We start from the raw sequence: 24,168 nt of genomic DNA on the forward strand, positions 1-24,168 counted from the left end.
TAAGAAAACGCTTTAAAAACAGGCTGAATAAGGTGTTCGCAAGGGAAAAGCAACACGCAGGTTAAAGACGAAAACATCATGGTCGATGAGCGGATGGCGATGCCGTGAGGTCGACTCCGAAGTCTTTAACGCAAGCAGGCCGTTTCAACTGGCTGGCCCGCAGAACGGCGGTACAACTTTCCAAGCGAGAACATCATGGGATTCCAACAAGGGCTGAGCGGCCTGAATGCCGCGTCCAAATCGCTAGACACCATCGGCAGCAACATCGCCAATGCCAACACCGTCGGCTACAAGAAAGCGACCACCGTGTTTGGCGACGTGTATGCACGCTCGCTGGTGGGCGCGTCGGACAACCAGATCGGGCAGGGCGTGAACGTGACCCGCGTGTCGCAGTCTTTCACCCAGGGCAATGTCACGCGGACGGGCAATCCGCTGGACATCGCTATTAATGGCACGGGGTTTTACCGCATGGTGGACCCGAGCAGCGGGCAGGTTTCATTCACGCGCAACGGCCAGTTTCATACCGACAAGAACGGCTACATCGTCTCCGCCACGGGCCAGAACCTGACCGGCTACGGCGTGGATGCAACGGGCAAGGTCAACACGGCTGCGCTGGTCAACCTGCAGATTCCCGTGAACGATCTGGCGCCGCTGGCCACCACCAGCACCGTGTTTGGCGTCAATCTGGATGCGGGTGCCAAGGTGCCCGCCACCACGCCGTTCTCGGCCACCAACTCGGCCACGTTCAACCACTCGGTGTCGCAGCAGGTGTACGACGGCACGGGCAAAGCTCATACGCTCACCAATTACTACGTGCGCACCGCCACGGGGTGGGACGTTCACGCCATGGTGGATGGTGCGGCACCCACAGGCGGCAACCCGATCAGTACGCTCACCTTCAACGGCAGCGGGCAATTGACCTCCACGCCTGCCAAGGTCAACGTGGCGTTTGCCGGCATGAGCATCGGCAGTATCGACATGACTGGCACCACGCAATACGGCGGTGGCTATAACGACACTGCGCCGGGCGTCTCGCAGGATGGCTACGCCACCGGGCGCCTTGCCAGCTACGCCGTGGGCAACGATGGCACGGTGATGGCGCGTTACTCCAACGGCCGCACGGCCGTGCTGGGCCAGTTTGCGATGGCCAACTTCAAGGCCCCGGACGGCCTGCAGAACATCGGCGGTAACCAGTGGGTGGAGACGGTCGATTCGGGCGCGGCCAATCTCGGTACGCCGGGCATGGGGTCATTCGGCTTGTTGCAATCGCAATCTGCGGAGCAGTCGAACGTGGATCTGTCTGCCGAGCTGGTCAACATGATCGTTGCGCAACGCTCGTATCAGGCCAACGCACAGACCATCAAGACGCAGGACACGATCCTGCAGACGCTGGTCAGCCTGCGTTGATCGCCCACGTTGCTGATTCTGACTCTGACGAGGCCACCAATTGATCCGCTCCCTGTGGATTTCCAAGACCGGGATGGACGCCCAGCAAACACAGCTGGACGTCGTGTCCAACAACCTGGCGAACGTCAACACGACGGGCTTCAAGCGTTCGCGCGCCGTGTTCGAAGACTTGCTGTATCAGAACGTGCGTGAGCCGGGCGCCCAGTCGTCGCAACAGACCACGCTGCCTTCGGGCATGCAGATCGGCACCGGCACGCGCATCGTCGCCACCGAGCGTCTGCACACGCAGGGCAACCTGACCAAAACCGGAAATTCGACCGACGTGGCCATCAACGGCAACGGCTTCTTCCAGGTGCAGATGCCCGACGGCACGCTGGCCTATACGCGTGACGGCAGCTTCCAGATCAACGCGCAGGGCCAGCTTGTGACCTCGAGCGGCTACCCGGTCCAGCCGGCCGTGACGGTGCCGCAGAACGCCACCAGCCTGACCATCGGCAAGGACGGCGTTGTGACGGTCACTACGCCGGGCACGGTCAACAACACGCAGGTGGGCACGTTCCAGCTGGCCAACTTCATCAACCCGGCCGGCCTGCGCAGCATGGGCGAAAACCTCTACGCCGAAACCGAAGCGTCGGGCACGGCCAACCTGGCCAACCCGGGCTCGAACGGCGTGGGCGCGCTCAATCAGAACTACGTTGAAACGTCCAACGTGAACGTGGTGGAAGAAATGGTCAACATGATCCAGACGCAGCGCGCGTATGAGATCAACAGCAAGGCCGTGCAGACAGCCGACCGCATGCTGGAGAAGATTGCGCAACTCAAGTAATGAGGTGATGCAGGTGCACATATGAGTTCCTCTCTTCTGAACATTGGCGCATCGGGCTTGCGCACGGCGGGCATTCACCTGCAGGTGACGGGCAACAATATCGCCAACGCCAACACGCCCGGGTACTCGCGCCAGGAAGCGGTGCAGGCGCAGAACATTCCGCTGCAAACGGGCGTCGGCTTTCTGGGCCAGGGCGCCAACGTGGCCACCGTCAAGCGTATCTATGACCAGTTTCTGACCACGCAGGTGCAGAACGGCCAGGCGGCCACCAGCGCCGCAAGCCAGCTCAGCAGCCTGCTCACGGGTCTGGACAAATATCTGGCAGATCCGAACAGCGGGCTGAGTTCAGCGCTCACGGGTTTCTTCAACGCCGCGGATGGCTTGGCTTCCAAACCGTCGGATACCACCGCGCGGCAGGTCTTTATGAACGCCGTCTCGGGCCTGCAAAGCCGCTTCAATGCGGTGGCGGGGCAGATGACGGCGCTGACGAACCAGGTCAACACGCAGGTGCAGATGCACATCAGCACCGTCAACAGCGCAGCCAAACAGCTCGCCGCACTCAACGAGCAGATCGCCAAGGCAGAAAGCGCCACCGGCCAGCCAGCGAATGACTTGCGTGACCAGCGCGACCAGCTTGTGCAGACGCTCAACAAGTCGATCAAGGCCAGTGCAGTGCAGACGAGCGACGGCCAGTACAACGTCTACGTCGGCAACGGGCAGGCCCTGGTGCAGGGCAACCAGAGTTTCGAATTGACGGCGGTCTCGTCGCCGTATGATCCGACGCAACTGTCGGTGGGCTACAAGAGCCCTGCCGGCACGGTCAGCATGGACGACAGCCAGCTCGGCGGCGGCGCGCTGGGTGGCCTGATGGAGTTTCGCCGCAACACGCTTATCCCTGCGCAGAACAGCCTGGGGCGTCTGGCGGCCGCCGTGTCGGCCAGTGTGAATGCACAGAACAGGCTTGGCATGGACGCCAACGGCAAGCTGGGTGCAGATGTGTTCTCCGTGGCCGGACCCAGCGTCGCACCCAGCACCAGCAACACCGGCAGCGGCGCGCTCACCGCCAGCATCACCAACGCCAATGCGGGGCAGGGTTACGACTATCAGGTGAAGTTTCAGGGCGGCGCTTATACGGTGTCGCGCTATCCGGACGGCAGCGGCGCGGTCACGGTAACGAGCTGGCCGACCACCGTGGATGGCGTCACGCTCAACCTGAGCGGCACGATGAACAACGGTGATTCGTTCCTCGTGCGTCCGACGGCCGATGCCGCGTCGAGCATGAAGACGCTGACGAGCGATCCGCGCGCCATTGCCGCCGCATCGCCCGTGGTGGCAGACGTGGGCAGCAACAACAAGGGCAGCGGGGCGGTTACGGCCGTGGGCGTGAACGCGGGCTATGCGAGTGCGCCGCTCGCAGCACCCGTCACGCTCAGCTACAACGCCGCGAGCGGCGGTTCGCTCTCGGGCTTTCCGGGCAGCGTGACTGTCACCGTCAACGGCACGTCGACTACGTACACCGGCACGGCGCCCTACGCCCGGGGTGCAACGTACGCGTTCAACGGCGTGCAGATGACGATGACGGGCACACCCGCCAACGGCGATACCTTCAAGCTCTCGCCCAACGTTGCCAACAGCACCGACAACGGCAACGCCAGCGCATTTGCCAAGCTGCGCAATGCCACGCTGCTCGATGGCGGTACCACGTCGATGGCCTCGGCATGGAACAACCTCGTCACGCAGGTGGGCGTGCAGACCCACCAGGCCAGCGGCAACCTCACCTCGCAGACGGCGCTGCTGGCAGGCTCAACGCGGCAGCAGCAATCGGTGTCGGGCGTGAGCCTCGATGAAGAAGCAATGAACCTGATGCGGTATCAGCAGGCCTACCAGGCATCAGCCAAGGTGATGCAGGCAGCAAACAGCTTGTTCGATTCGCTGCTGTCGATTGCAGGGCGTTAGCGGTAACCGCACGGAGGCCGTCTCGCGTCGGGTCCTATAATCTCCGCTTCACGGACTCGACGCCCAAACCTCCATGTTTTCTCCTCTCCACATCGCCGATCGATCAGCGCGTCGAGCCAGGAGACTCTGGGCAAACTACGGCATCTTCTGGCTTGGTGCCGTTCTCGTGGGTCTGGTATCCGTCGCTTACGCCAAGCTCATCGATGTTGGCTTCGAGCTTTTTCGAGGCATGGTGTCGCACGCGTTCTGGCTGCCGATCATCATTACACCGGTTGGTGCGGCGCTTGCCATCTGGCTGACGCGCCAGTTTTTTCGTGGTGCCGAGGGCAGTGGCATTCCGCAGGTCATTGCGACGCTGGAAGACGGGCGGCTATCCAGTGCGCTGCTCTCCGTGCGCATCATGTTCGGCAAGATCGTGGTCTCGTTCCTGGGCATCCTCTGTGGCTTCACGATCGGCCGGGAGGGGCCGACGGTGCAGATCGGGGCATCGCTCATGTACGCCATGCGGCGGGGCTATCGTCGAAGCAGCACGCACATCGAGCGACAACTCGCGCTCGCGGGCGCAGCGGCGGGGCTTGCGGCTGCATTCAATACGCCGCTGGCAGGCGTCGTGTTTGCCATTGAAGAGCTGACGCGCAGTTTCGTGGCCCGCAACAGCGGCACGCTCATTACGGCCATCATTTTTTCCGGCGTGGTCGCCCTGGGCCTGCAAGGCAACTACCTGTACTTCGGGCGTATCCAGGCCATTGGGCAGTTTCATCTGGCGTTGGTGCCTGTGGTGATTGCCGCGAGCGTCATCTCGGGCGTGGCCGGCGGCGCGTTCTGCTGGCTGCTGCTTAACATACCCCGCTGGATGCCCGCGCGGCTGGTTGATATCCGACAAGCGCAACCGGTGTGGTTCGCTTTTCTGTGCGGTGTCGCCATCGCGCTGATTGGCCTGGTTTCAGGCGGCACCACGTTCGGCAGCGGGTATGCAGAAGCGCGGGGCTTGCTGGAGACCCATCAGGCGCTTTCGCCGTTCTATGCGGTGCTCAAGTTTTGCGCGCTGATCGCGTCGTATCTGTCCGGTATTCCGGGCGGCATCTTCGCGCCGTCGCTGGCAATTGGCGCGGGGCTGGGCAACGTCATGTCGCTCGTAACATCGGCGATACCGCTGCCCAGTCTTGCCGCGCTCTGCATGGTCGGCTACCTGGCGGCGGTCACGCAATCGCCCATCACGTCGTTTGTAATCGTGATGGAGATGATCGACGGCCACGAGATGGTCTTGCCGCTCATGGCGGTGGCGTTGTTGTCCAGCCAGGTGTCCAAGGCGCTGACGCCGTCGTTCTATCACACGCTTGCGCATCGGTTTCGTGCATCAATGCCGCGCCCAGCCGCGCAGTGAAAGTGAAAACACTCGTCTAACGGCACAAATGCATCAAACGCACGCCGCCGGTGCAGCGGCAGTCCAAATCCCCTAATGTGTGCGCGATAAAAAAGCGGCACGCCCCGATATGAGGCGAGCCGCTTTTTTTCGTTCTTTGCGCAACGTTTTCTTTGAAGTGAAACCGTCGATATTAACCACTGCGTGAGCGTGGATTTAGTCGTCGATATCGGCAGAATATTTCAATACGTTAACAATGGCGCATGACTAAGTATGTCTAAACCAACGCATACGCAGAAATGCGCATGGGTGGTGGTTCGAATTGTAAAAACCCCGCGTTTCTTAGTACTAAATATCTAGACACAATATTCAAACTCGACTATTTTTCTTCGGTATTTGAAGTTTTTCCCTCTGCGCCTATCTCAGCCCCTGCACATCAAGACGGGTCTGTGCACGAGATAGCGCTCCTTCGTCAATAAGAAAGCCGCACTGCCGGGGGTACGGTAGCAATGAATACGACGAGCTACACGGTCAGGGCAAACGTTTGGGCAAATACAAGGCACCTGCGACGTGTCGATCCATGCCCAGCCCACGCCATTCATGTCGCTATCAAGTGGCCCTTTGATCCTCCCTGATTTCCTGTGCCCTTCACGGGCCAAGCCGTTGACCACTAAACGTTAGGCTCGGCGGACCAACACCCAACTCGTGTTGTATTGAAGACGCTTCCAAAGGGAGCGCTGAGTTGCTGCGTCCGTTTTAAAGCCGCGTGGTCATCGTCCATTGATTTTCTGGTAGTTCCAATCAATCGGGAACCCGCTGCCTTGCGGGTGCCAAGGGCGCGCTCGTCCTTATGGTTTGCGCCGCGCGATGGCTCACCCCGTTTTTTCTATTTCTTTTCTTGAGCTCACGGCGAGCACGATGGAATCAATATGAACAAATCATATAAAACGATTTGGAATGAGGCGCTGGGCGCTTGGGTGGCGGCGTCGGAGCTGGACCGGGCAAAAGGAAAGGGCGGCACGGTCGTCCGGCGCGCTTGCCATAACTCGGCCGGCGGCGCGATGACCTTGGTTGCAGCGGCCGTGGCGCTCCTGGGTTCTGTTCTTCCTGGGCAGGCATATGCGCAGGTGAACTGCTCCACGGCGCCGTACAACTTTTACAGCGGTAGCACGACGTGCGTCGGTTTCATGTCGATCGCCACGCAAGGCGGGGCGACGGCGGTCGGTTATGGCGCCAACAGTACTGGGCTTAACGCAATAGCAGTCGGCTTTCAAGCTGTTGCCTCCGGGACCAATTCCATCAATGTGGGTGCGCGCACCGCCCCGGGCACGGGTGCAACTGCCGATTCGACGATCGGTATCGGTACGGACGTCACTGCCAGCGGCACGGCGGGCATTGGTATTGGCGTCCAAAGCGTTGCCAGCGGCAACTTGGCGACGGCCGTCGGTTCTTTGGCAAAGGCAACCGCAGACAACGCCGTCGCGCTTGGCGCAAATGCCCAGGCGACGAATGCCGCTGCCACCGCTGTCGGTAACGGCGCTAAAGCCAGCGGCAACACGGCACTTGCAATCGGCGGACAGGCGCTCGCCATCGGCGACGGCACCGTTGCGGCGGGTCAGGGCGCCGGCGCGGGCTCGACCACGGGCAACACCGGCTCGGTGTCCGTCGGTATCGCCACCGGCACGCTCGTGAGTGGCGCGCAGAACACCGCAGTCGGCGGCGGTATCGCGAGCGCGATGCGCGGCGCGGGGTCTGGCGTCACAGGCACGCGCAACGTCGCGTTTGGCACGGGCGACGGCACGGTCACGTATGACGGTACGTTGGCCGCTTCCGCAGGTAACTTGGTATCCGGCAACGACAACGTCGCGATCGGCACGAACGCGGGCATCGGCGTGACAGCAAACGGCACCACCTCGGTCGGCCTGAACGCCAAAGCATCCGCCACCGGATCGATCGCTATCGGCGTTCAGTCGACGGCCGCGGGCGGTTTTGGCGTGGCGGTGGGCAACGCGTCGGTGGCTTCGCAAAGCGGCGCAACTGCCGTGGGCAGCGGCGCAACAGCGTCCGGTGTATCAGGCACGGCCATCGGAAACAACGCGGTGGCCTCCGGCACGAACGCCGTGGCGATGGGTCTGGGCGCGCGGGCTACGGCCACCAACAGCGTGAGCATCGGCACAAACAACGTCGTCAGCGGTGCGAACTCAGGCGCCATCGGCGATCCGAGCACCATCACGGGCTCGGGTTCGTATTCGCTCGGTAACAACAACACGATCAATGCGAACAACGCGTTCGTCGTGGGCAACGGCGTGACGGTAGCCGGCGGTCTGGACGGCGCGGTCGTCCTCGGTAATGCGTCGACGGTGTCGGCCGCCGTGCAGACGCCAAACGCCGTGATCGCAGGGACGACCTATACGTTCGCGGGCGGTGCGCCGGCGGCGGGCGATGTCGTCAGTGTGGGCTCGGCTGCCGCGCCGCGGCAGATCCAGAATGTCGCAGCCGGACGGCTTAGCAGCAGCTCGACCGACGCGGTCAACGGCTCGCAGTTGTTTGCGACCAACCAAGCGGTGAATGGCGTCTCCACCACGGTCAACAACATCCAGAACGGCGCCGGCATCAAGTACTTCCACGCCAACTCCACAGCGGCGGATAGTCAGGCCACCGGCACGGACAGCGTCGCCGTGGGCCCGCTCGCGGTCGCCAGTGGGGCGAACAGCGTTGCGACGGGTAACGGAGCCCAGGCGCAGGCCGCCAACGCGCTGGCACTCGGCGCCACTGCACGTGCAACCAATGCAGGAGATGTGGCACTGGGCTCCGGCTCCGTTACCGCCGCATCCAACCCGACAGGGAGCGCGGTGGTTGCCGGTGTCACGCGCAACTTTGCGGGTGCGACCCCGACCAGCGTCGTGAGCGTCGGTGCGCTCGGCGCAGAGCGTCAGATCACCAACGTCGCGGCCGGGCGCCTGAGTAATTCGAGCACCGATGCCGTCAACGGCTCGCAACTCTTTGCGACCAACCAAGCTATCGATGGTGTTTCCACCACCGTCAACAACATCCAGAGCGGCGCGGGTATCAAATACTTCCACGCCAACTCGACGGCGGCGGATAGCCAAGCCACCGGCACGGACAGCGTGGCCGTGGGGCCGCTCGCGGTTGCCACCGGGGTGAACAGCGTGGCAGCCGGCAACGGTGCGCAAGCGCAGGCCGCCAGCGCGCTGGCACTCGGCGCGACTGCACGGGCAACCAACGCAGGGGATGTGGCACTCGGCTCCGGCTCCGTTACCGCCGCATCCAACCCGACAGCGAGCGCGGTGGTTGCCGGCGCCACGCGCAACTTTGCGGGTACCAACCCGACCAGCGTTGTGAGCGTCGGCGCGCTCGGCGCAGAACGCCAGATCACCAACGTCGCCGCCGGGCGCCTGAGCAATTCGAGCACCGATGCCGTCAACGGCTCGCAACTCTTCGCGACCAACCAGGCGGTGGACGGTATCTCCACCACCGTCAACAACATCCAGAGCGGCGCGGGCATCAAGTACTTCCACGCCAACTCCACGGCGGCAGATAGCCAAGCTACCGGCACGGATAGCGTCGCCGTCGGGCCACTCGCGGTCGCCAGTGGGGCGAACAGCGTTGCCACCGGCAATGGAGCACAGGCCCAGGCCGCCAACGCGCTTGCGCTGGGTGCGACTGCACGTGCAACCAATGCCGGCGACGTTGCACTCGGCTCCGGCTCTGTGACGGCTGCATCCAACCCAACAGCGAGCGCGGTGGTTGCCGGCGCCACGCGCAATTTCGCAGGGACCAACCCGACCAGCGTTGTGAGCGTCGGTGCGTTGGGCGCAGAGCGTCAGATCACGAACGTCGCGGCCGGGCGCCTGAACAATTCGAGCACCGATGCCGTCAACGGCTCGCAACTCTTCGCGACCAACCAGGCGGTGGACGGCATCTTCACCACGGTCAACAACATCCAGAACGGCGGGGGCATCAAGTACTTCCACGCCAATTCCACGGCGGCGGATAGCCAGGCCACCGGCACGGACAGCGTGGCCGTGGGGCCGCTCGCGGTGGCCAGCGGTGCGAACAGCGTGGCCATGGGCAATGGCGCACAGGCAACGGCCGCCAACTCCGTCGCACTCGGCGCCAATTCCACCACCACCGCCGACCTGGGCGCCGCCGCGTACAACCCCGGCACGGCAGCGCTGGCAGGCACCTCGCCGGTGGGCGAGGTCTCGGTGGGTTCGGCCGGCAACGAGCGCCGCATCACCAACGTGGCTGCAGGCTCGGCGGCAACGGATGCCGTGAACGTGAGCCAGTTGCAGTCGGTGCAAACCGAGCTGACGCAGACGAAGAACGACGCGCTGCTGTGGGACCCGACCGCCAACGGCGGCACGGGCGCCTTCAGTGCCAACCACGGCGGCACGGGCCCGAACATCATCACCAACGTTGCACCGGGCGCGTTGAATGCCACCAGCGCGGATGCGGTGAATGGCTCGCAGCTCTTCGCCACCAACCAGAACGTCACGAACCTGGGCAACTCGATCACCAATATCCAGAACGGCGGCGGCATCAAGTACTTCCACGCCAACTCAACGGCGGCTGACAGCCAGGCCACCGGCACCGACAGCGTGGCCATTGGGCCGCTGGCGGTTGCAACCGGCGCCACGAGCCTTGCAGCGGGCAATGGCGCGCAGGCGCAAACGGCCAACGCGCTCGCGCTCGGTTCGCTGTCGACGGTGTCGGTGGCAGGCGGTGTTGCGATCGGCTCTGGCGCGATCTCTGACCGCCCCATTGCTTCTGGTATCGGGTCGATTCCCGCAGGGAGTCAGGCCGTGCCGTTCAACACGTCCGACGGGACACTGCTGGGCGCCGTGTCGTTTGGTAGCGCGGCAGGCAATACGTACCGCCAGTTGACCAACGTGGCCGACGGCACGGGCCAGCACGATGCAGCAACGATCCGCCAGTTGACCGGCGCGCTGCAATCCTTCGCGGTCACGCCCACGCTGTACTTCCACGCCAACTCGACAGCGGCCGATTCGCTCGCAGTCGGCTCGCAGTCGGTGGCCGTTGGGCCGACGACGGTGGTCAACGGTGACAACGGTGTCGGCATCGGCAACGGCGCGATCGTCCAGCAAACCGCGCCTGGCGGTATCGCCATTGGCCAGGCATCGACTTCCGGCCAAGCCGATGCCATTGCGTTGGGCAGCGGATCGACGGCCAACGGTGCGCAGTCCATCGCGCAAGGTGCCAACGCAAATGCCGCATTGGCGGGTGGCATCGCCATTGGCTCCGGTGCGAAGAGCAACGCGGTGGATGCAGTGGCCCTGGGCTCTGGCGCCAACGCCACCTTTGCCAACAGCGTTGCGCTGGGCGCCGGTTCGCTCACCTCCGTGGGCGCGTTGACCAACTACATGGCATTCGGGCTGACGGCGCCGCAAACGTCGTCGGGTGAGCTGAACGTCGGCAACCGCCAGATCACGGGCGTGGCTGCCGGTCGCCTGGGTACGGATGCGGTGAACGTGTCGCAGTTGCAGGCCGTCCAGCAGCAGCTCTCAACGATCATCAGCAACAACGGTGGCCCGTTCACCTCGACCTCGCCCAACGGCACCACCAACAACACGCCGCCGACCACGCCGGGGCCGAACTCCTCGGCGGGGGGCACGGGTTCGGTGGCGTCGGGCAGCAATAGCACGGCGCTGGGCAACAGCTCACAGGCAACCGGCAACAACACCACCGCCGTTGGTACCGGCGCAGTGGCCACGGGCAGCGGATCAACCGCCATTGGCGCAGGCAGCAATGACGGCGGCCGCACGGATGTCGTCTCGGTGGGCTCCTCCACCTTGTCGCGGCAGGTCATCAACGTGGCCGCCGGCACGGCACCCACCGATGCCGTCAACGTGTCACAGCTGAACAACGCCGTGACGCAAGCCAACAACTACACCGACAACCAGGTCGCGGGCTTGCGCAACAGCATCGATTCGTATCGGCGCGATGCTGAAGGCGGCACCGCCATGGCCATGGCCATGGCGGGCCTGCCGCAACCCACGGGCCCCGGCAAGAGCATGGTCGCGGTGGCAGGCAGTGTTTACAACGGCCAATCGGGGCAGGCGCTCGGTATCTCAACGGTGTCGGAAAACAACCGCTGGATCTACAAGGCCGCCGTCTCCACCAACACGCGCGGCACGTATGGCGCCGTGGTTGGTGCCGGGTATCAGTGGTGAGGCCAGCCGCAGCACAGCAACCACCGCAACGTGACACTTTCGGATTCCTGATATGAACAAGCGCTCAATCCCAGCCTGCATCGCAACGCTCTCGTGCATCTTCGCCCTTGCGGCATGCGCGGGCCCTGGCCCCACCGATACCGCGTTTCCAACACTGGACACGGCGATGACGCCCGAGGGTTCGTTCCCCAACGTTGACCACCTGCGCATGGTCGAGCCCGGCATGACGAAGGGCCAGGTCTATGACCTGATCGGTGTGCCGCATTTTCATGAGAGCGTGTTTCGCGTGCGCGTGTGGAACTACCTGTTCCACTTCCGCAGCGCAGACAAGCCAGTCGCGTGTCAGTACCAGATCCAGTTTGACGACGACAACCGCGTGACCAAGACGCGATGGGCCGACCCGCAGTGCGAAACCTTTGCGCCGGCAAAGCCCGCGCAGTAACCAGACAGATTCGAAGGAGAGTGGTTGATGAAACGTTTTAACGGCGCATTCAAGGTGGTTGCGGCGTGCGCCCTTGCCGCCGCTTCCGTGCTGGCACACGGCGCAGAAGCGGGCGACTCCGCAGATGAGTTGCTCGGCAACGCTGCGCTCGCGCTCAAGCGCATCGACGCGGGCGACTACACCGCGCTCTGGCAGCAGACGGCGCCTTTCGTACGCGGGTTCTACACGCCGGATCGCTTTGCCAGCGGGCTCACGCAAGCGCGCAAATCTGTGGGGGCTGTCAGCGAGCGCGGCTGGGCTTCGGTTACGCGGCTCACCTATACGAAGGTCAAGGAGGTTCCAGATGGGCTGTATGCAAACGTCGACTTCGCGACGCGGCTGACCGATGGCCGCGTTGTCTACGAGAAGGTGAGTTTCCAGCTAGGAGCAGACGGGCATTGGTACTTCACCGGGTACGATCCGCGCCAGAACCAGGCGGCCGGCACGCAGGCGCAGAAGTGACCGCGCGGTTTTGCCAAACCAGCGCGGCCTGATCAACGCATTGGTCTGCAATGCCGAGTCGCTGGCGCTCGGCAATGCAGATGCGGCAACCGGTGAACTTAGCCGCGCCGCGCCGCCTCGATCGTGGCGATGTCGATCTTGCCCATCGTCATCATCGCGTCAAAGGCGCGCTTGGCCGCTGCGCGGTCCGGGTCGGTAAAGGCCGCGGTGAGCGCGCGTGGCGTGATCTGCCACGACAGCCCCCATTTGTCTTTGCACCAGCCGCAGGCGCTTTCCTGCCCACCGTTGCTGACGATGGCGTTCCACAGCCGATCGGTTTCGGCCTGGTCGTCGGTCGCAATCTGGAACGAGAATGCCTCGCTGTGCTTGAACTGCGGGCCGCCGTTCAGCCCCAGGCACGGAATGCCCGCCACGGTGAACTCCACCGTCAGCACATCGCCTTCCTGGCCGGCGGGGTAATTGCCGGGCGCGCGGTGCACGGCGGTGACTTTGCTGTCTGGGAAGGTCTTGGCGTAGAAGTTGGCCGCATCCAGCGCATCGCGGTCGTACCACAGACAGATCGTGTTCTTGCTGACCATGCATGTCTCCTCAATGGGCGGGCATCGGCATTTGCGGTCGAGGCATTCCACTGCGTGCGCGTGCCCGTGATGTGACGTGGATGCCATTGCCGTGGCTTGCACTCTCTCACACTCCACCGGCAGCAGCGGGTACTGTTTCTCGTAGGTTTTGACGCATCTGTCATGCCGGCTCGGGCAGCTTCGCGATCACCTTGATCTCGAACTGAAAGCCGTAGAGCCACGTCACGCCAATGCCCGTGAGCGTGGGGTAGGGCGCCTCACCCCAATGCTCTCCGACCACCTTCCAGATGGGCTCGAACTGCGTTTCCGGGTTCACGATAAAGACCGTCACATCAATCACGTCCTGGAACGTGCACCCGGCAGCAGACAGGATCGCGTTCAGGTTGTCGAAAGCCAGCCTGACCTGCTTCTGAAGATCGGGCTCGGGCGAACCGTCTGGCCGGCTGCCCACCTGGCCCGACACAAACAGAAAACCGTTGGAGCGGATGGCCGGTGAATAGCGGTTTTGCTCATACAGGGCTTGGCGCGCGGCCGGAAACACAACATCGCGTGCAGACATGAATCGCTTCCTTGCAGGGGTGAATAGGGCGTTGGCTAGTTGGGCTGCGCAGCCAGGGCACTGTAAGCATTCCCACCGCGTGAATAAACCGCCCATGCCTACAATCACTGTTTGTGGTTGCCAAACAATCTTCCCGGGGCAGGAGCCAACGTGGACCGTTTCGATGCACTGCAGGCCTTCGTTCGCGTGGTCGAGGCCGGCAGCTTTACCAAGGCCGCGCAGACCCTCCAGATCAGCAAGACCACCGTCACCCAACTGGTTCAGCAATTGGAGGCGCGGTTGCGCGTCAAGCTGCTGAACCGCACCACGCGGCAGGTCAACGTCACCGAAGATGGCGCTGCCTATTACGAGCGCGCCGTGCGCTTGCTGGCTGACCTTGAAGACGCCGACACCAGCCTGTCCACCGCATCCGCCGCACCGCGCGGGCGCCTGCGCGTGGATGTGCCCACCCCGTTTGCAAGGTTGATCCTCGCCCCCGCCTTGCCCGAATTCCACGCGCGGTATCCCGACATCCAGCTTCACATTGGCGCGAGCGACCGCATGGTCGACGTGATTGGCGACAACGTCGATTGCGTGCTGCGCGGCGGCGACCTTGCCGACTCTTCCCTACAGGCCCGCCGCGTGGGCGCATTGCGGCTTGGCGTATATGCGGCACCGGGCTATCTGGACCAGGCCGGTACGCCCCTGCACCCCAGCGAGTTGGAAGACCCGCGCCACCGCATCGTCGGTTTTCTGAGCACGCTCAGCGGCAAGCTCCGGCCGCTCACGCTGCAGCGTGACAACGAAACCTTCAACGTGAGGGCGCGCTATGTGGTTGCACTGGATGACGGCAATGCCTACCTGGCGGCCGGCGTGGCCGGGATGGGCGTGATCTGGTTGCCGCACTACATGGGCGAGCCGCACGTGGGGCGCGGCGAACTGGTGCCGCTTTTCACTGATTGGCACCTCACCCCAATGCCGATGTATCTGGTGTTTCCGCCCAACCGGCATGTCAGCGCAAAGCTGCGTGCGTTCATGGGGTGGGTCGATGAGCTGATGGCGCGCCATGCACCGTTGGTGGGTTGAGTACGGCTCGGTCAAGAACCGAATGAGATACGGCGGCGAAAAGTCAGCTTCCTGTGCCTTTGGCCCGTGCAATGGCTCTGCGCGGCCTACAGGACAATACCGTGCGCTGCTGCCGGTTCAACGACATCGCTCTTTTCGCCAAGCATGTCCATGAGTTCGCGTTCGATCTTCCTGCAGATCCGAGCCATGGGCACGTCATTCGGGTTGCCTTCGAATGGGTTCTCCGTGCTTTCGCCCACTTGCTCCAGCGCGAGGTACATCCACGAGATCATCGTGCTGAAGGGAATGACGAGCCAGATCATGTGGCCATGCATGACACCTGTGACGCTGGCATTGAGCTTTTCGAACTCAGTCAGAATGCCGAAAGGCAGCAGCAGACAAAAGGTACTGACAAAGAGCTTGTTGATGACCTCATATTGCCTGGGATACGGGTACTCCTTGACGCGCTCCGCCCGCCCTTGCTGCACGAACAGGCTTCGTATCACGCCTCCCAACTCCAGGTAGAAGGCATTGCTGATCTCGTCGGTGGTAAGCAACCGCTTGAATTCCGCCGCTTGCGTCGCGAGCAACCGGGTTGTCCTGTTCTCGGCATGCAGTACCGAGTCGAGAGCGGCTTGCGGCAGATATCGTGAAAGCGCCTGTTCCAATGAGGTTTCCCACTCGGGCACCTGGTAGTACTTCCGGTACTCCATGTTGGCTGCCTTGCCGGTGTTTTCCCACACTCGTGGGCTTCTCAATTGATAGCGAAGTGCCGTCAACCATGCGCAATGCCGGAGAACCAGTTCTCGCCCGGCGGCTGGCGCTGCCGGAAAGTCTCGCGCCATGACACCCAGGCCTCGGCTGAGGCTCAGGATTTCCGTCCAGATTTGCTGTGCTTCCAAGGCTCTGCCGTAGGTCTGCACATTCCTGAAACCGACGATGAATGACGTGGCCGTGCCCAGCAGCACCACAACCGACACCGGAATCGACAGCCATTTCAACCCGAGGAACTGGTAGAGGAGAACGGGCAGCGAACCACATGCCAGAGAGGCATAGAGTTGCCGTCTCGACCAGAGCGTGAACTCGAACAGTGAGTACGATTTCCCCAGGTGCATGGTGTGCCTCTCTCAACGGTGCGGCAGAACGGCGATGCCTGCGTAGAAGACTCGGCTACTTCACCGGCGTCAGGACCGGCGCACCTTTCTTCTTGATCAGGAACACCACAAACCTGGCCGGCTGCGTCGCACTGGCATTGCGCCCGACGGTATGGACGTCGTTGGGGCCTTCGTGGAACGTATCGCCAGCCTTGAGTGTGACCTCCTTGCCGCCGTTCAGACTCATGACGATGCTGCCTTCGAGCACATAGACAAAGGCGTGCGCGTCATGGCGATGCACGGGGTCGACCGAGCCGGGCGGATAGTCCACGACGATCATCTGAACCTCTTTGCCTGCGTACTCCGGCAACGATTCCGTGCGCAGCGGCGTCACGCTCGCTTCCGGCGCAGCCTTGACCAACTGCGCCATCAGCAGGCACGAGCACACCACGGCTGCAGCAAAGGACACTGGATTTTTCATGGCATCACTCCAGATGGGCCTTGTCGAGCCCGAATGCCTTGTCGGATGACCCGGGCACCATGCGGAACGCCACGTTCAGGCGGTTCCAGCTGTTGATCGCGCCCACAAGGAACGTCAGATCGGCCAGCTCTTTTTCGGAGTACTGGGCACGCACGCTGTCGTAGATTTCGTCTGACACGCCCAAGGCGGGAATCTGGGTCAGCACCTCAGCCCATGCCAGCGCGGCGCGTTCGCGCGGCGAGAACAGCGTCGATTCGCGCCAGATCGCCACGTGGTAAAGGCGCAGTTCACGCTCGCCGTGGATCTTCGCCATCTTGACGTGCATGTCGACGCAGAATGCGCAGCCATTGATTTGCGACACGCGAAGCTCGACAAGCTCGCGGATGTGCGTCTCGATGGTCGTTTTCTGAAGCAGCGTGTTGAGCTCCACGAGCTTCTTGCTCAGTTCGGGAGATTGCTGAAAGTAGTTGAGGCGTTGCGTCATGATGCGCTCCTGATGAGATGACCGCGTGGCGGTGCCCGGCAACGGCGTGATGCGCGGCCCCGGACCTGGTGGGATGTGTGAGTCGGTGGTCAGTGGCCTTTTGCCTGTGCGTCGAGCCACTGGTCGAGACTGATGCGGCCGATTCGAGCGTCGCCGAGCGGCACGAGCGACAGTTCCTCGACCAGGCCGCCGTAGTACCGTGCGTCGGGATCCGTCACGACCTGGCGCGTATCGCCGATCGATTTCAAATAGCGCGCGATGATCTGGGCGAAGGGCGCGCGGTCCGGTCCGGCAATGTCGATCGTGCCGTTCAGCGGTGCCGCGACTGCCACCTGCGCGAGGATCGCCGCAATATCGTCGGCCGCGATCGGCTGGAACAAACCGTCACCGACGCGCACCGTGCCTGCGACCGTGCTGAAGTCGGCAATGCCCCCGATGAACTCCATGAACTGAGTTGCACGCACAATCGTGTACGGCACACCGGCCGCTTCGATCGCCTCTTCCTGCGCAACTTTGGCGGTGAAATAGGCGTTGTCCGCCATCCGATCAGTGCCGACGATGGACAGCGCGACGTGATGGCGTACCCCCGCGGCAACCTCTGCCTTGCCAAGATTGCGCGCCGAGCTGCGGAAGAATTCGAGCACCGCTTGCGGCTCCCACGACGGCGCATTCGTCACATCCACAACGACATCAGCGTCCGTGAGTGCATTGCTCAGGCCCTCGCCCGTCACGGAATTCACACCGTTGCGCGGCGAGGCGGCAAGCACCGTATGACCGGCTTCGCTTAGCAGCGTGACAACACGTGAGCCGATCAGGCCCGAACCACCGATTACGACAATCTTCATGGCAGATTCTCCGAATGAGAGTCAGTGAATGCACAAGGTGCTGGAGGGGCGCGGCGCCGTCTGAACATGTCGCTGTCGTCGCATCGCTTGAGACCAGTGTGGAACAATCACGCCCTATAAATAAGGGCCAAGAATTGTCGAAATGACTAGTCCAAGTCGTTTGCGCCTCTCTTGCCGACGAGACCGCCATGACCGCCCCCACACCCGCACTGACCATCGAAATCGACCGGCAAGAGGCATTGCCGATCTATCAGCAGATTTGTGAGCGTTTCAGAACGGCCATCGCGGCCGGGCATCTGCGCCCCGGCGATCGGGTGCCTGCATTGCGGGGTCTGGCGGCGCAACTGAACACGGCGCGCGGCACCGTCGAGCTGGCCTACACGATCCTTGTGGATGAGGGCTACCTGCAGATGCGCGGGGCGGCAGGCACGTTTGTGTCGCCGTCGCTGCCGGCATCGGTGGTGCGTTCGTCGCGCCGGGAAGCGCCTGAAGCCGCAGGAAGCAAGCGTGGCGCTGGGAAAAGGCGGGAACACAAGACCTCGGACACATCAGATCGGATACCGCCGACCCCCGCGCGCCCGTTGACAATCGCCGTAGCCATGAGCGGCGAGCCCCGGCCGTTGCAGCCGGGTCTGCCCGCCCTCGACGCCTTTCCGCGCAAGGTATGGAATCGGCTCATTTCGCGCCACGCGCGCAGCGGCGAACGTGCCGTGCTTGCGTACCCCGATCCGGCTGGCTACCGGCCGCTGCGCGAACACATCGCCACCTATCTCGGGCTGGCACGCGGCGTCACCTGTTTGCCGGAGCAGGTGTTTGTAACCGGCGGCTATCGCGCAACGCTGGAACTCGTCTTGCGCAGCCTCGCCCAGCCGAACGACCACGTGTGGTTTGAAGACCCGGGCTACCTGCTCGCGCGCAGCTTTCTGGCCGAGACGGGCATGCAGCTCGTACCGGTGCCGGTGGATGAAGAAGGGCTCAACGTCGAGCGCGGTATCGAACTGGATACGCAGGCGCGCTTTGCCTTGGTCACGCCGTCTCATCAGAGCCCGCTGGGGCACACACTTTCGCTCGCAAGACGCATGGCGCTTCTGGATTGGGCAGAGAAGGGGTCTCGCTGGATCGTCGAAGACGACTACGACAGCGAGTTCCGCTATCAGGGGCGGCCGTTGCCCGCGTTGAAGAGCCTCGACCGGCATGATCACGTCATCTATTGCGGCACGTTCAGCAAGATGATGTTCCCGGGTTTACGGCTCGCGTATGCGGTCGTGCCTGAGCGCGCCATCGAGCGCGTCACGCGGGTGGCATGCAGCATGAACGCCGGCTCGCCAACGCTGTTGCAGGCGGCGGTTGCAGACTTCATGGACGAAGGACATTTCGCGCGCCACGTAAAGCGCATGCGCGCGTTGTATGGGCAGCGGCGCATGCTGATCGCGCACGCGCTGGAGCGTGCGTTTGGCGACCGATTGCATGTCGAGTTGCCGCCCGGTGGCGTCCAGTTCGCTGTGCAGTTCACCGAAGGGGCAGACGGCCCTGTCAACGATGTTGCCGTTGCCGCGCGTGCCCGTGAGGCAGGGCTCGCCGTGCTGCCACTTTCGATCTGGTATGCAAATGCCCGAATGTTGCACGCGCCACGCGGCCTTGTGATCGGCTTCGCCAACATTGCGGATGCGAGTGAGGCGGCCCGTCTCGCACGAACGTTGCGCACGTGCTTGCCTGACTGACACCCGCAGAATCCAGAAGCGCTCCAATACAGCGTCCCAACAAAAAAGCCGCCCCAAAGGCGGCTTTCTTTTTATGTAGCGCAATCGACGCGTGCATCGCGCTTAGCTTGCGCCGCCCGTTGTCGAACTCGCCGGTTCAGACGCGGGCGCGGTGTTCGGCGCCGGGGTCGTTACTGCCGGGGCCGATGCCGGTGCAGCTTCAACCGGCGCCTTCGAGGCCGGCGCAACCACAGGCGCCGCCGCAGGCGCGGAAGCCGGCGCAGCAGCCGGAGCCGAAGCCGGCGCCACCACCGGCACAGGCGGCGCGGCGGGCGTGGGCACCACCGGCGTGGTCATCTTCATCGGCTCGCCCTGCGGCGTGGGTGCGGGCTCGGGCAGCGGGGCCACGTGTTCCTTCTCCGCCGCCTTGGCGACCTTGCGGTCATGGCGGGCGGGGTCGATCTTCAGGAAGTGGTCAACCAGGTTGAAGTAGCGCTCGTAAAACACCCCGGCCGGAATCGTCTCGCTTGCCACCTTCACCATCGAATCGTCACCCGAGCCGATGGGCAGCGACACCGAGCCCAGGATGCTCAAGCCCACGCTTGCCGACGTGCTTGTCTTCTTGAGCGTGTAGCGGTCTTGCACCGCGTTCACATAGGCCGTGCTCGACGTGCCCTCGGTATTGGCCTCTGCGCACACCACGTGGAACGAGATCACCACGTGCGAATCGTTGCTCGGCTGGAAGTTCTTGCTGCCGTCGATCGTGTCGGGGCGGGGCGAGCTCGACACATACCCCTGGCTCAGCAGCGCCCGGCGTGCCGCCTCGCACGTCGCGTCAGACTTGGCGTGGAAGGTACGCGCATAGGGGCTTGCCGCCGCATCAAACTGCTCCTGCTGATAAAGCGGCGTGGGCGCAGAGCTGCACGCAGCCAAAGCGGCAGCGATGCTGGCAGCAGCGCACAAAACAGACAACGGACGGAAGCGGTAGGGCATGGCGTTGGGCAAAAGGGCTCGGCCGGGTGATGGTGCGGCGTAGGCGGGTGGCCGGGCGACATTATAAGTTTGTCTGGTGACACGTCACCCGCAGCGTGCGCCCATTCAGCGCGCACCACCAGGGCGCTCCAGTCTGCACGCAAAGCCAGCGCCATCAGTCGGTTCCGGCCCAACTCTCAAGAAAACTCATATTGCGTTGACCCATGCCGGCGCGCGGTGTCTTATCGCCCCCAGTGCGCGACACCCCACTTTAGTAGGGGGTGGCAAGCACCAGCAGCGACCGCGCTCTCAGCCAAACGCACGAGCTACCGCAGCGCTGCAGAGTTCGCCCGTCCGTCTGGCCTATCGATCAATCGAACAATCGAAGTCTTGAGACCCCCGATGAATAGAAATTGCAACGTCCTCATCCCGGCCTTGCTGGCCGCTCTTCTGGCCGGCTGCGGCGGCGACGGAAGCAGCGTCGCCGGTAGCGGCGGCACGGCTACACCGGCCACAACCGCAACAACAGGCACCGTCGTCTCGCCCAGCGGCAACCAGCCGGGAACCACCTGGACCAGCGTCAAGTGGGGCGGCGGCGGGTATGTCACCGGCCTCATCTACCACCCGAGCAACGCGGGCCTGCTGTATGCACGCACCGACGTTGGCGGCGCTTACCGTTGGGACACGGCCAGCTCCACCTGGACGCCCATCACAGACGGCATCGGTTTTGGCGCAGGCGAGGGCGATTTCCACGGCGTTGAAAGCATCGCGCTCGACCCGAACAACGACCAGCTCGTCTACATGATGACGGGCATTACCGTGACGCAGGGTCACAACGGCCGCATCTATATCTCCAGCGACCGCGGCAACACCTGGACGCACTACGATCTGCCGTTCCCGGTGGGCGGCAACGACAACGGACGCGGCACCGGCGAGCGCCTGCAGGTGGACCCGAACAACCCCACAACGCTGTTCTACGGCTCGCGCACGGCCGGCCTGTGGAAGAGCACGGATTCCGGCCACACCTGGGCGCAAGTCACAGGCCTGTCTTCCACCACTATCAACGGCGGCAGCTCCCCTATTGGCGTGGAGCAGGTGATTTTTGATACGTCGGGCAAGGGCGGCGGCCAGCCGACGTGGATCATGTGGGCCACCGTTGCGCCCGACTACGCCAACGCGGCGGGCCTGACGTCCACCCTGTACAGATCCACCAACGGCGGGTTTTCGTGGAGCCCGGTGTCCGTTCCGCAGGCGGTGTCGGGCTACTACATCCCGCACGTGGTACGCACGTCTGACGGCAACTTCTACGTGGTGTTCAACGCAGGCGTTGGCCAGGGCATCAACGGCCCGAGCTACCTCTACAAGTTCGGGGGCAGTAACGACAGCAACTGGACGCTGCTCAAAAGCTCCACCAGCAACGGCTTTGGCGGCGTGTCCGTCTCTGGTCTTGGCGCGTCTGCCCGCATCGCCCTTGGCATGACGGGCTGGAGCGACACCAGCAAGACCATCCAGCTATCTGACGACGGCGGCAGCACCTGGCGAGAAATCGAAGCCGGCATGCCGCACACCGGCCTTGCCTCGGGTGGCTGCTCCGGCTGGGTCGAGAGCGTCGTGATCGACCCAGCCAACCGCGACCACATCATGCACGTGCACGGTGGCGGTGTTTGCGAAACCATGAACGCCTCGTCGCCAGCGCCCACCTGGAGCGCCAAGGTCGACAACCTTGAAGAGACCGCCACCCTCGCGCTCGTGACGGCACCGCCCGGCGCTTCGTACAACTTCATCAACAGCGCAGGCGACATCGGCACGTGGGTCAATACAGACCTCACGACGCGGCCGACCAAAGGCCCGTTGAACACGTGGAGCAGCGGCAACTCCGCCGACATGTCGTGGGCAGACCCGACGTACATTGCCGCCGCAGGCGTGGACAACGCCAACGGCCATGTCACCAAGGGCTTCTGGTCTGGCGATAGCGGCAATAGCTGGTCGACGTTTGCATCGCTGCCCAATGGCGCCGCCGCAAGCCAGAGCAACGTAGGCAACCTGGTCGTGCCGTCGCGCAACAACGTGACCTGGGCACCGCCCGACTCGGTGCCGTCGTACACCACCAACAATGGCGCGAGCTGGACGGCGACCAACCTGCCGGCGTTCAGCGCCACCTGGAGCGGCTATGCCCGTGGCTACCGCCTGGCCGCAGACCGCAAGAACCCGAACAAGGTCTACGCCTACGACTCCGGCGGCGCACCGTGGAGCTGGCAGCGCGGCAAGGTCTACGTCTCGAACGATGGCGGCCACACCTTCACGCTCAGCCAGGGCTCCGTCAACGCAAACATGGCCTGGAACTCGTGGTGGGATACATCGATGGCAGTCAACCCCAACGCCGAGGGCGACATCTGGCTGGCTGACGGCACAGCCGTGTACCACTCGGTGGATTCCGGCGCCACGTGGACAAAGCTCAACGCCTTTGCACCGGCCAACGGCACGATGGGCGCCACCGTGCTCACCTTGGGCAAGGCACAAGCGGGCGCGCCGTACTCCGCTGCCATCTACGTAGAAGGCACGCTCAACGGCGTCTGGGGCATCTACCGCTCTGACGACGGCGGCGCAACGTGGTCGCGCTTTAACGACGACGCACACCAGTTTGGCGGCTCCGGCGTGATGGCGGGCGACTGGAACACGTACGGCCGCATCTACGTCAATGGCGCCGCGCGTGGGCTGATCTATAGCAATTGATGTGGGGAGGACTGGTCGATCAACGATCCGTCGATCAGTCATTACGTCACCCGAAAGCTGGTTGTCGGCTTTCGGGTTTTTTTATAAGCGATCGAGAATGGGCGGCTTGAAGAATCGCTTCGGGATCGTGCCCATACCTTCGCTACGGTTGCCATGCCTGCCCCAGCGCGCGACAACAATGGAGTTCATCGCTAACCAAACACTCCGATCACTATGGGCGGCTGCATCTCTAAAACGGGCGGGGCGCACGGTCCCGTCACATACGGTTCCGATGGATATGAATCGGACGTCGAAACACGAAACAACCGCGCCACGTCATCACAGGGCTCGCGTCCTGATGCAGCGCTGAGCGGCCTGGTCCCGTTGGCAAGACGCGTGTACGAAGACAGCACGCTTTACCACGGCACCAAGCGCGAGCACGTGCCATCGATCCGCAAAAACGGCTTCCAGAAGGAACGCAAAAGCGACGGAGCGACGGAAGGCGGCGGTGGCAACTTCATGATGCGATTCAGTAGTGGCGGCGTCACCGCTTCCAGCGAACACCACTACCTATCAAGCAGCCGTCAGATGGCGAAAGACTTCGCCATGTATGCCGACCCGGATCGGCCCGCGCTCGTGCGCACTATTGGCGTTGCAAACAACGTCCATCTGGAGAGCGACCCCTACTCCGAGGGGCCGGCGCTGCGCACCAGGGACTCGATTCCCCCGGCGTACGTGCTGGGTTCGAAGCGAAGCCCAGCCGGCGCTAACGCAAAAGTCTTTCGCGACGAAATGCAGAAGGCCGGTCACGATGTATCAACAAAGCAGGCCGGGCAACTGCTGAGGGAGGTGCAGTCCGATTCCGAGGACGATGCCTACCCATCCCACGACGAATTCATCATGCGCCATTTGCGCGGCTGAAGAAGGCGTTGATTGAGTCGGTCGCCCTGGGTGCCGGATGCGTTGGGCCCTGGGTCTGGCGCAGTTGT

At 63.3% G+C, this 24,168-nt stretch carries 18 protein-coding genes; 11 read left to right on the top strand and 7 right to left on the bottom strand.

Going from position 1 to position 24,168, the window contains the following annotated elements; genetic code table 11:
• Positions 1–195: 195 nt before the first annotated feature.
• The 7 genes from flgE to ACEN9T_RS06870 all read left to right on the top strand — a co-directional run bounded on the left by flgE (position 196) and on the right by ACEN9T_RS06870 (position 12,710).
• Entirely contained in the window at positions 196–1,407 is a 1,212-nt protein-coding gene (gene flgE / locus ACEN9T_RS06840; protein ID WP_413705880.1) for a flagellar hook protein FlgE, read from the top strand.
• 40 nt (positions 1,408–1,447) lie between these two features.
• Positions 1,448–2,233, top strand: a complete 786-nt coding sequence (gene flgG, locus ACEN9T_RS06845; RefSeq protein WP_413705881.1) for a flagellar basal-body rod protein FlgG — start codon at positions 1,448–1,450, stop codon at positions 2,231–2,233.
• Between the two features lie 21 nt (positions 2,234–2,254).
• A complete protein-coding gene (flgK, locus tag ACEN9T_RS06850; RefSeq protein ID WP_413705882.1) occupies positions 2,255–4,189 on the top strand; it encodes a flagellar hook-associated protein FlgK in 1,935 nt (644 codons plus the stop codon).
• Positions 4,190–4,262: 73 nt separating this feature from the next.
• Positions 4,263–5,573 (top strand): chloride channel protein, encoded by a 1,311-nt coding sequence (locus tag ACEN9T_RS06855; protein ID WP_413705883.1) that lies wholly within the window; start codon positions 4,263–4,265, stop codon positions 5,571–5,573.
• Positions 5,574–6,481: 908 nt separating this feature from the next.
• Positions 6,482–11,767 (top strand): YadA-like family protein, encoded by a 5,286-nt coding sequence (locus ACEN9T_RS06860; RefSeq protein ID WP_413705884.1) that lies wholly within the window; start codon positions 6,482–6,484, stop codon positions 11,765–11,767.
• A 52-nt stretch (positions 11,768–11,819) separates the two neighbouring features.
• A complete protein-coding gene (locus tag ACEN9T_RS06865; protein ID WP_092974721.1) occupies positions 11,820–12,209 on the top strand; it encodes an outer membrane protein assembly factor BamE in 390 nt (129 codons plus the stop codon).
• Between the two features lie 27 nt (positions 12,210–12,236).
• Positions 12,237–12,710 (top strand): DUF4019 domain-containing protein, encoded by a 474-nt coding sequence (locus ACEN9T_RS06870; protein ID WP_413705885.1) that lies wholly within the window; start codon positions 12,237–12,239, stop codon positions 12,708–12,710.
• A gap of 98 nt (positions 12,711–12,808) precedes the next feature.
• Here ACEN9T_RS06870 and ACEN9T_RS06875 read toward each other — a convergent pair whose 3' ends face one another.
• Both ACEN9T_RS06875 and ACEN9T_RS06880 read right to left on the bottom strand, forming a co-directional pair.
• Positions 12,809–13,288, bottom strand: a complete 480-nt coding sequence (locus tag ACEN9T_RS06875; RefSeq protein ID WP_092974727.1) for a VOC family protein — start codon at positions 13,286–13,288, stop codon at positions 12,809–12,811.
• Between the two features lie 160 nt (positions 13,289–13,448).
• On the bottom strand, positions 13,449–13,847 hold the full coding sequence (locus ACEN9T_RS06880) for a RidA family protein (RefSeq protein WP_027679525.1): 399 nt from the start codon (positions 13,845–13,847) through the stop codon (positions 13,449–13,451).
• A 150-nt stretch (positions 13,848–13,997) separates the two neighbouring features.
• Between ACEN9T_RS06880 and ACEN9T_RS06885 the strand changes: the two genes are divergently transcribed.
• The gene (locus ACEN9T_RS06885; RefSeq protein ID WP_092974730.1) at positions 13,998–14,912 is read left to right on the top strand and encodes a LysR family transcriptional regulator; all 915 of its coding nucleotides are present in this window, start codon (positions 13,998–14,000) and stop codon (positions 14,910–14,912) included.
• 86 nt (positions 14,913–14,998) lie between these two features.
• On the opposite strand, the gene ACEN9T_RS06890 is transcribed toward ACEN9T_RS06885, so the two are convergent.
• From ACEN9T_RS06890 to ACEN9T_RS06905, 4 genes are all read right to left on the bottom strand, one after another.
• The gene (locus ACEN9T_RS06890) at positions 14,999–16,006 is read right to left on the bottom strand and encodes a bestrophin family protein (RefSeq protein ID WP_092974733.1); all 1,008 of its coding nucleotides are present in this window, start codon (positions 16,004–16,006) and stop codon (positions 14,999–15,001) included.
• 55 nt (positions 16,007–16,061) lie between these two features.
• Positions 16,062–16,466 carry a cupin domain-containing protein gene (locus tag ACEN9T_RS06895; protein ID WP_092974735.1) on the bottom strand — a complete coding sequence of 135 codons (405 nt, stop codon included), beginning with the start codon at positions 16,464–16,466 and terminating at the stop codon, positions 16,062–16,064.
• Between the two features lie 4 nt (positions 16,467–16,470).
• Positions 16,471–16,950 (bottom strand): carboxymuconolactone decarboxylase family protein, encoded by a 480-nt coding sequence (locus ACEN9T_RS06900; protein WP_092974738.1) that lies wholly within the window; start codon positions 16,948–16,950, stop codon positions 16,471–16,473.
• Between the two features lie 89 nt (positions 16,951–17,039).
• Entirely contained in the window at positions 17,040–17,795 is a 756-nt protein-coding gene (locus tag ACEN9T_RS06905) for an SDR family oxidoreductase (protein WP_092974741.1), read from the bottom strand.
• 188 nt (positions 17,796–17,983) lie between these two features.
• On the opposite strand from ACEN9T_RS06905, the gene ACEN9T_RS06910 reads away from it, so the two are divergent.
• The gene (locus tag ACEN9T_RS06910; protein ID WP_413705886.1) at positions 17,984–19,516 is read left to right on the top strand and encodes a PLP-dependent aminotransferase family protein; all 1,533 of its coding nucleotides are present in this window, start codon (positions 17,984–17,986) and stop codon (positions 19,514–19,516) included.
• A 102-nt stretch (positions 19,517–19,618) separates the two neighbouring features.
• On the opposite strand, the gene ACEN9T_RS06915 is transcribed toward ACEN9T_RS06910, so the two are convergent.
• Positions 19,619–20,488: a DUF2242 domain-containing protein gene (locus tag ACEN9T_RS06915; protein WP_413705887.1), complete on the bottom strand. Its 870-nt coding sequence runs from the start codon at positions 20,486–20,488 to the stop codon at positions 19,619–19,621.
• A gap of 381 nt (positions 20,489–20,869) precedes the next feature.
• Here ACEN9T_RS06915 and ACEN9T_RS06920 point away from each other — a divergent pair, with 381 nt between their 5' ends.
• Complete coding sequence (locus ACEN9T_RS06920) at positions 20,870–23,200, top strand: dockerin (protein ID WP_413705888.1); 2,331 nt, start codon at positions 20,870–20,872, stop codon at positions 23,198–23,200.
• 375 nt (positions 23,201–23,575) lie between these two features.
• On the top strand, positions 23,576–24,100 hold the full coding sequence (locus ACEN9T_RS06925) for a hypothetical protein (RefSeq protein WP_413705889.1): 525 nt from the start codon (positions 23,576–23,578) through the stop codon (positions 24,098–24,100).
• Positions 24,101–24,168: the final 68 nt, after the last annotated feature.

It is taken from the genome of Ralstonia sp. Ralssp110, from assembly GCF_047325135.1.
Lineage (GTDB): Bacteria > Pseudomonadota > Gammaproteobacteria > Burkholderiales > Burkholderiaceae > Ralstonia > Ralstonia mojiangensis.

Coding starts and splice junctions, on each gene's coding strand:
- flgE (WP_413705880.1), top strand. CDS start 196: ATGGGATTCCAACAAGGGCTGAGCGGCCTGAATGCCGCGTCCAAATCG.
- flgK (WP_413705882.1), top strand. CDS start 2,255: ATGAGTTCCTCTCTTCTGAACATTGGCGCATCGGGCTTGCGCACGGCG.
- ACEN9T_RS06855 (WP_413705883.1), top strand. CDS start 4,263: ATGTTTTCTCCTCTCCACATCGCCGATCGATCAGCGCGTCGAGCCAGG.
- ACEN9T_RS06860 (WP_413705884.1), top strand. CDS start 6,482: ATGAACAAATCATATAAAACGATTTGGAATGAGGCGCTGGGCGCTTGG.
- ACEN9T_RS06865 (WP_092974721.1), top strand. CDS start 11,820: ATGAACAAGCGCTCAATCCCAGCCTGCATCGCAACGCTCTCGTGCATC.
- ACEN9T_RS06870 (WP_413705885.1), top strand. CDS start 12,237: ATGAAACGTTTTAACGGCGCATTCAAGGTGGTTGCGGCGTGCGCCCTT.
- ACEN9T_RS06875 (WP_092974727.1), bottom strand. CDS start 13,288: ATGGTCAGCAAGAACACGATCTGTCTGTGGTACGACCGCGATGCGCTG.
- ACEN9T_RS06880 (WP_027679525.1), bottom strand. CDS start 13,847: ATGTCTGCACGCGATGTTGTGTTTCCGGCCGCGCGCCAAGCCCTGTAT.
- ACEN9T_RS06890 (WP_092974733.1), bottom strand. CDS start 16,006: ATGCACCTGGGGAAATCGTACTCACTGTTCGAGTTCACGCTCTGGTCG.
- ACEN9T_RS06895 (WP_092974735.1), bottom strand. CDS start 16,466: ATGAAAAATCCAGTGTCCTTTGCTGCAGCCGTGGTGTGCTCGTGCCTG.
- ACEN9T_RS06900 (WP_092974738.1), bottom strand. CDS start 16,950: ATGACGCAACGCCTCAACTACTTTCAGCAATCTCCCGAACTGAGCAAG.
- ACEN9T_RS06905 (WP_092974741.1), bottom strand. CDS start 17,795: ATGAAGATTGTCGTAATCGGTGGTTCGGGCCTGATCGGCTCACGTGTT.
- ACEN9T_RS06910 (WP_413705886.1), top strand. CDS start 17,984: ATGACCGCCCCCACACCCGCACTGACCATCGAAATCGACCGGCAAGAG.
- ACEN9T_RS06915 (WP_413705887.1), bottom strand. CDS start 20,488: ATGCCCTACCGCTTCCGTCCGTTGTCTGTTTTGTGCGCTGCTGCCAGC.
- ACEN9T_RS06920 (WP_413705888.1), top strand. CDS start 20,870: ATGAATAGAAATTGCAACGTCCTCATCCCGGCCTTGCTGGCCGCTCTT.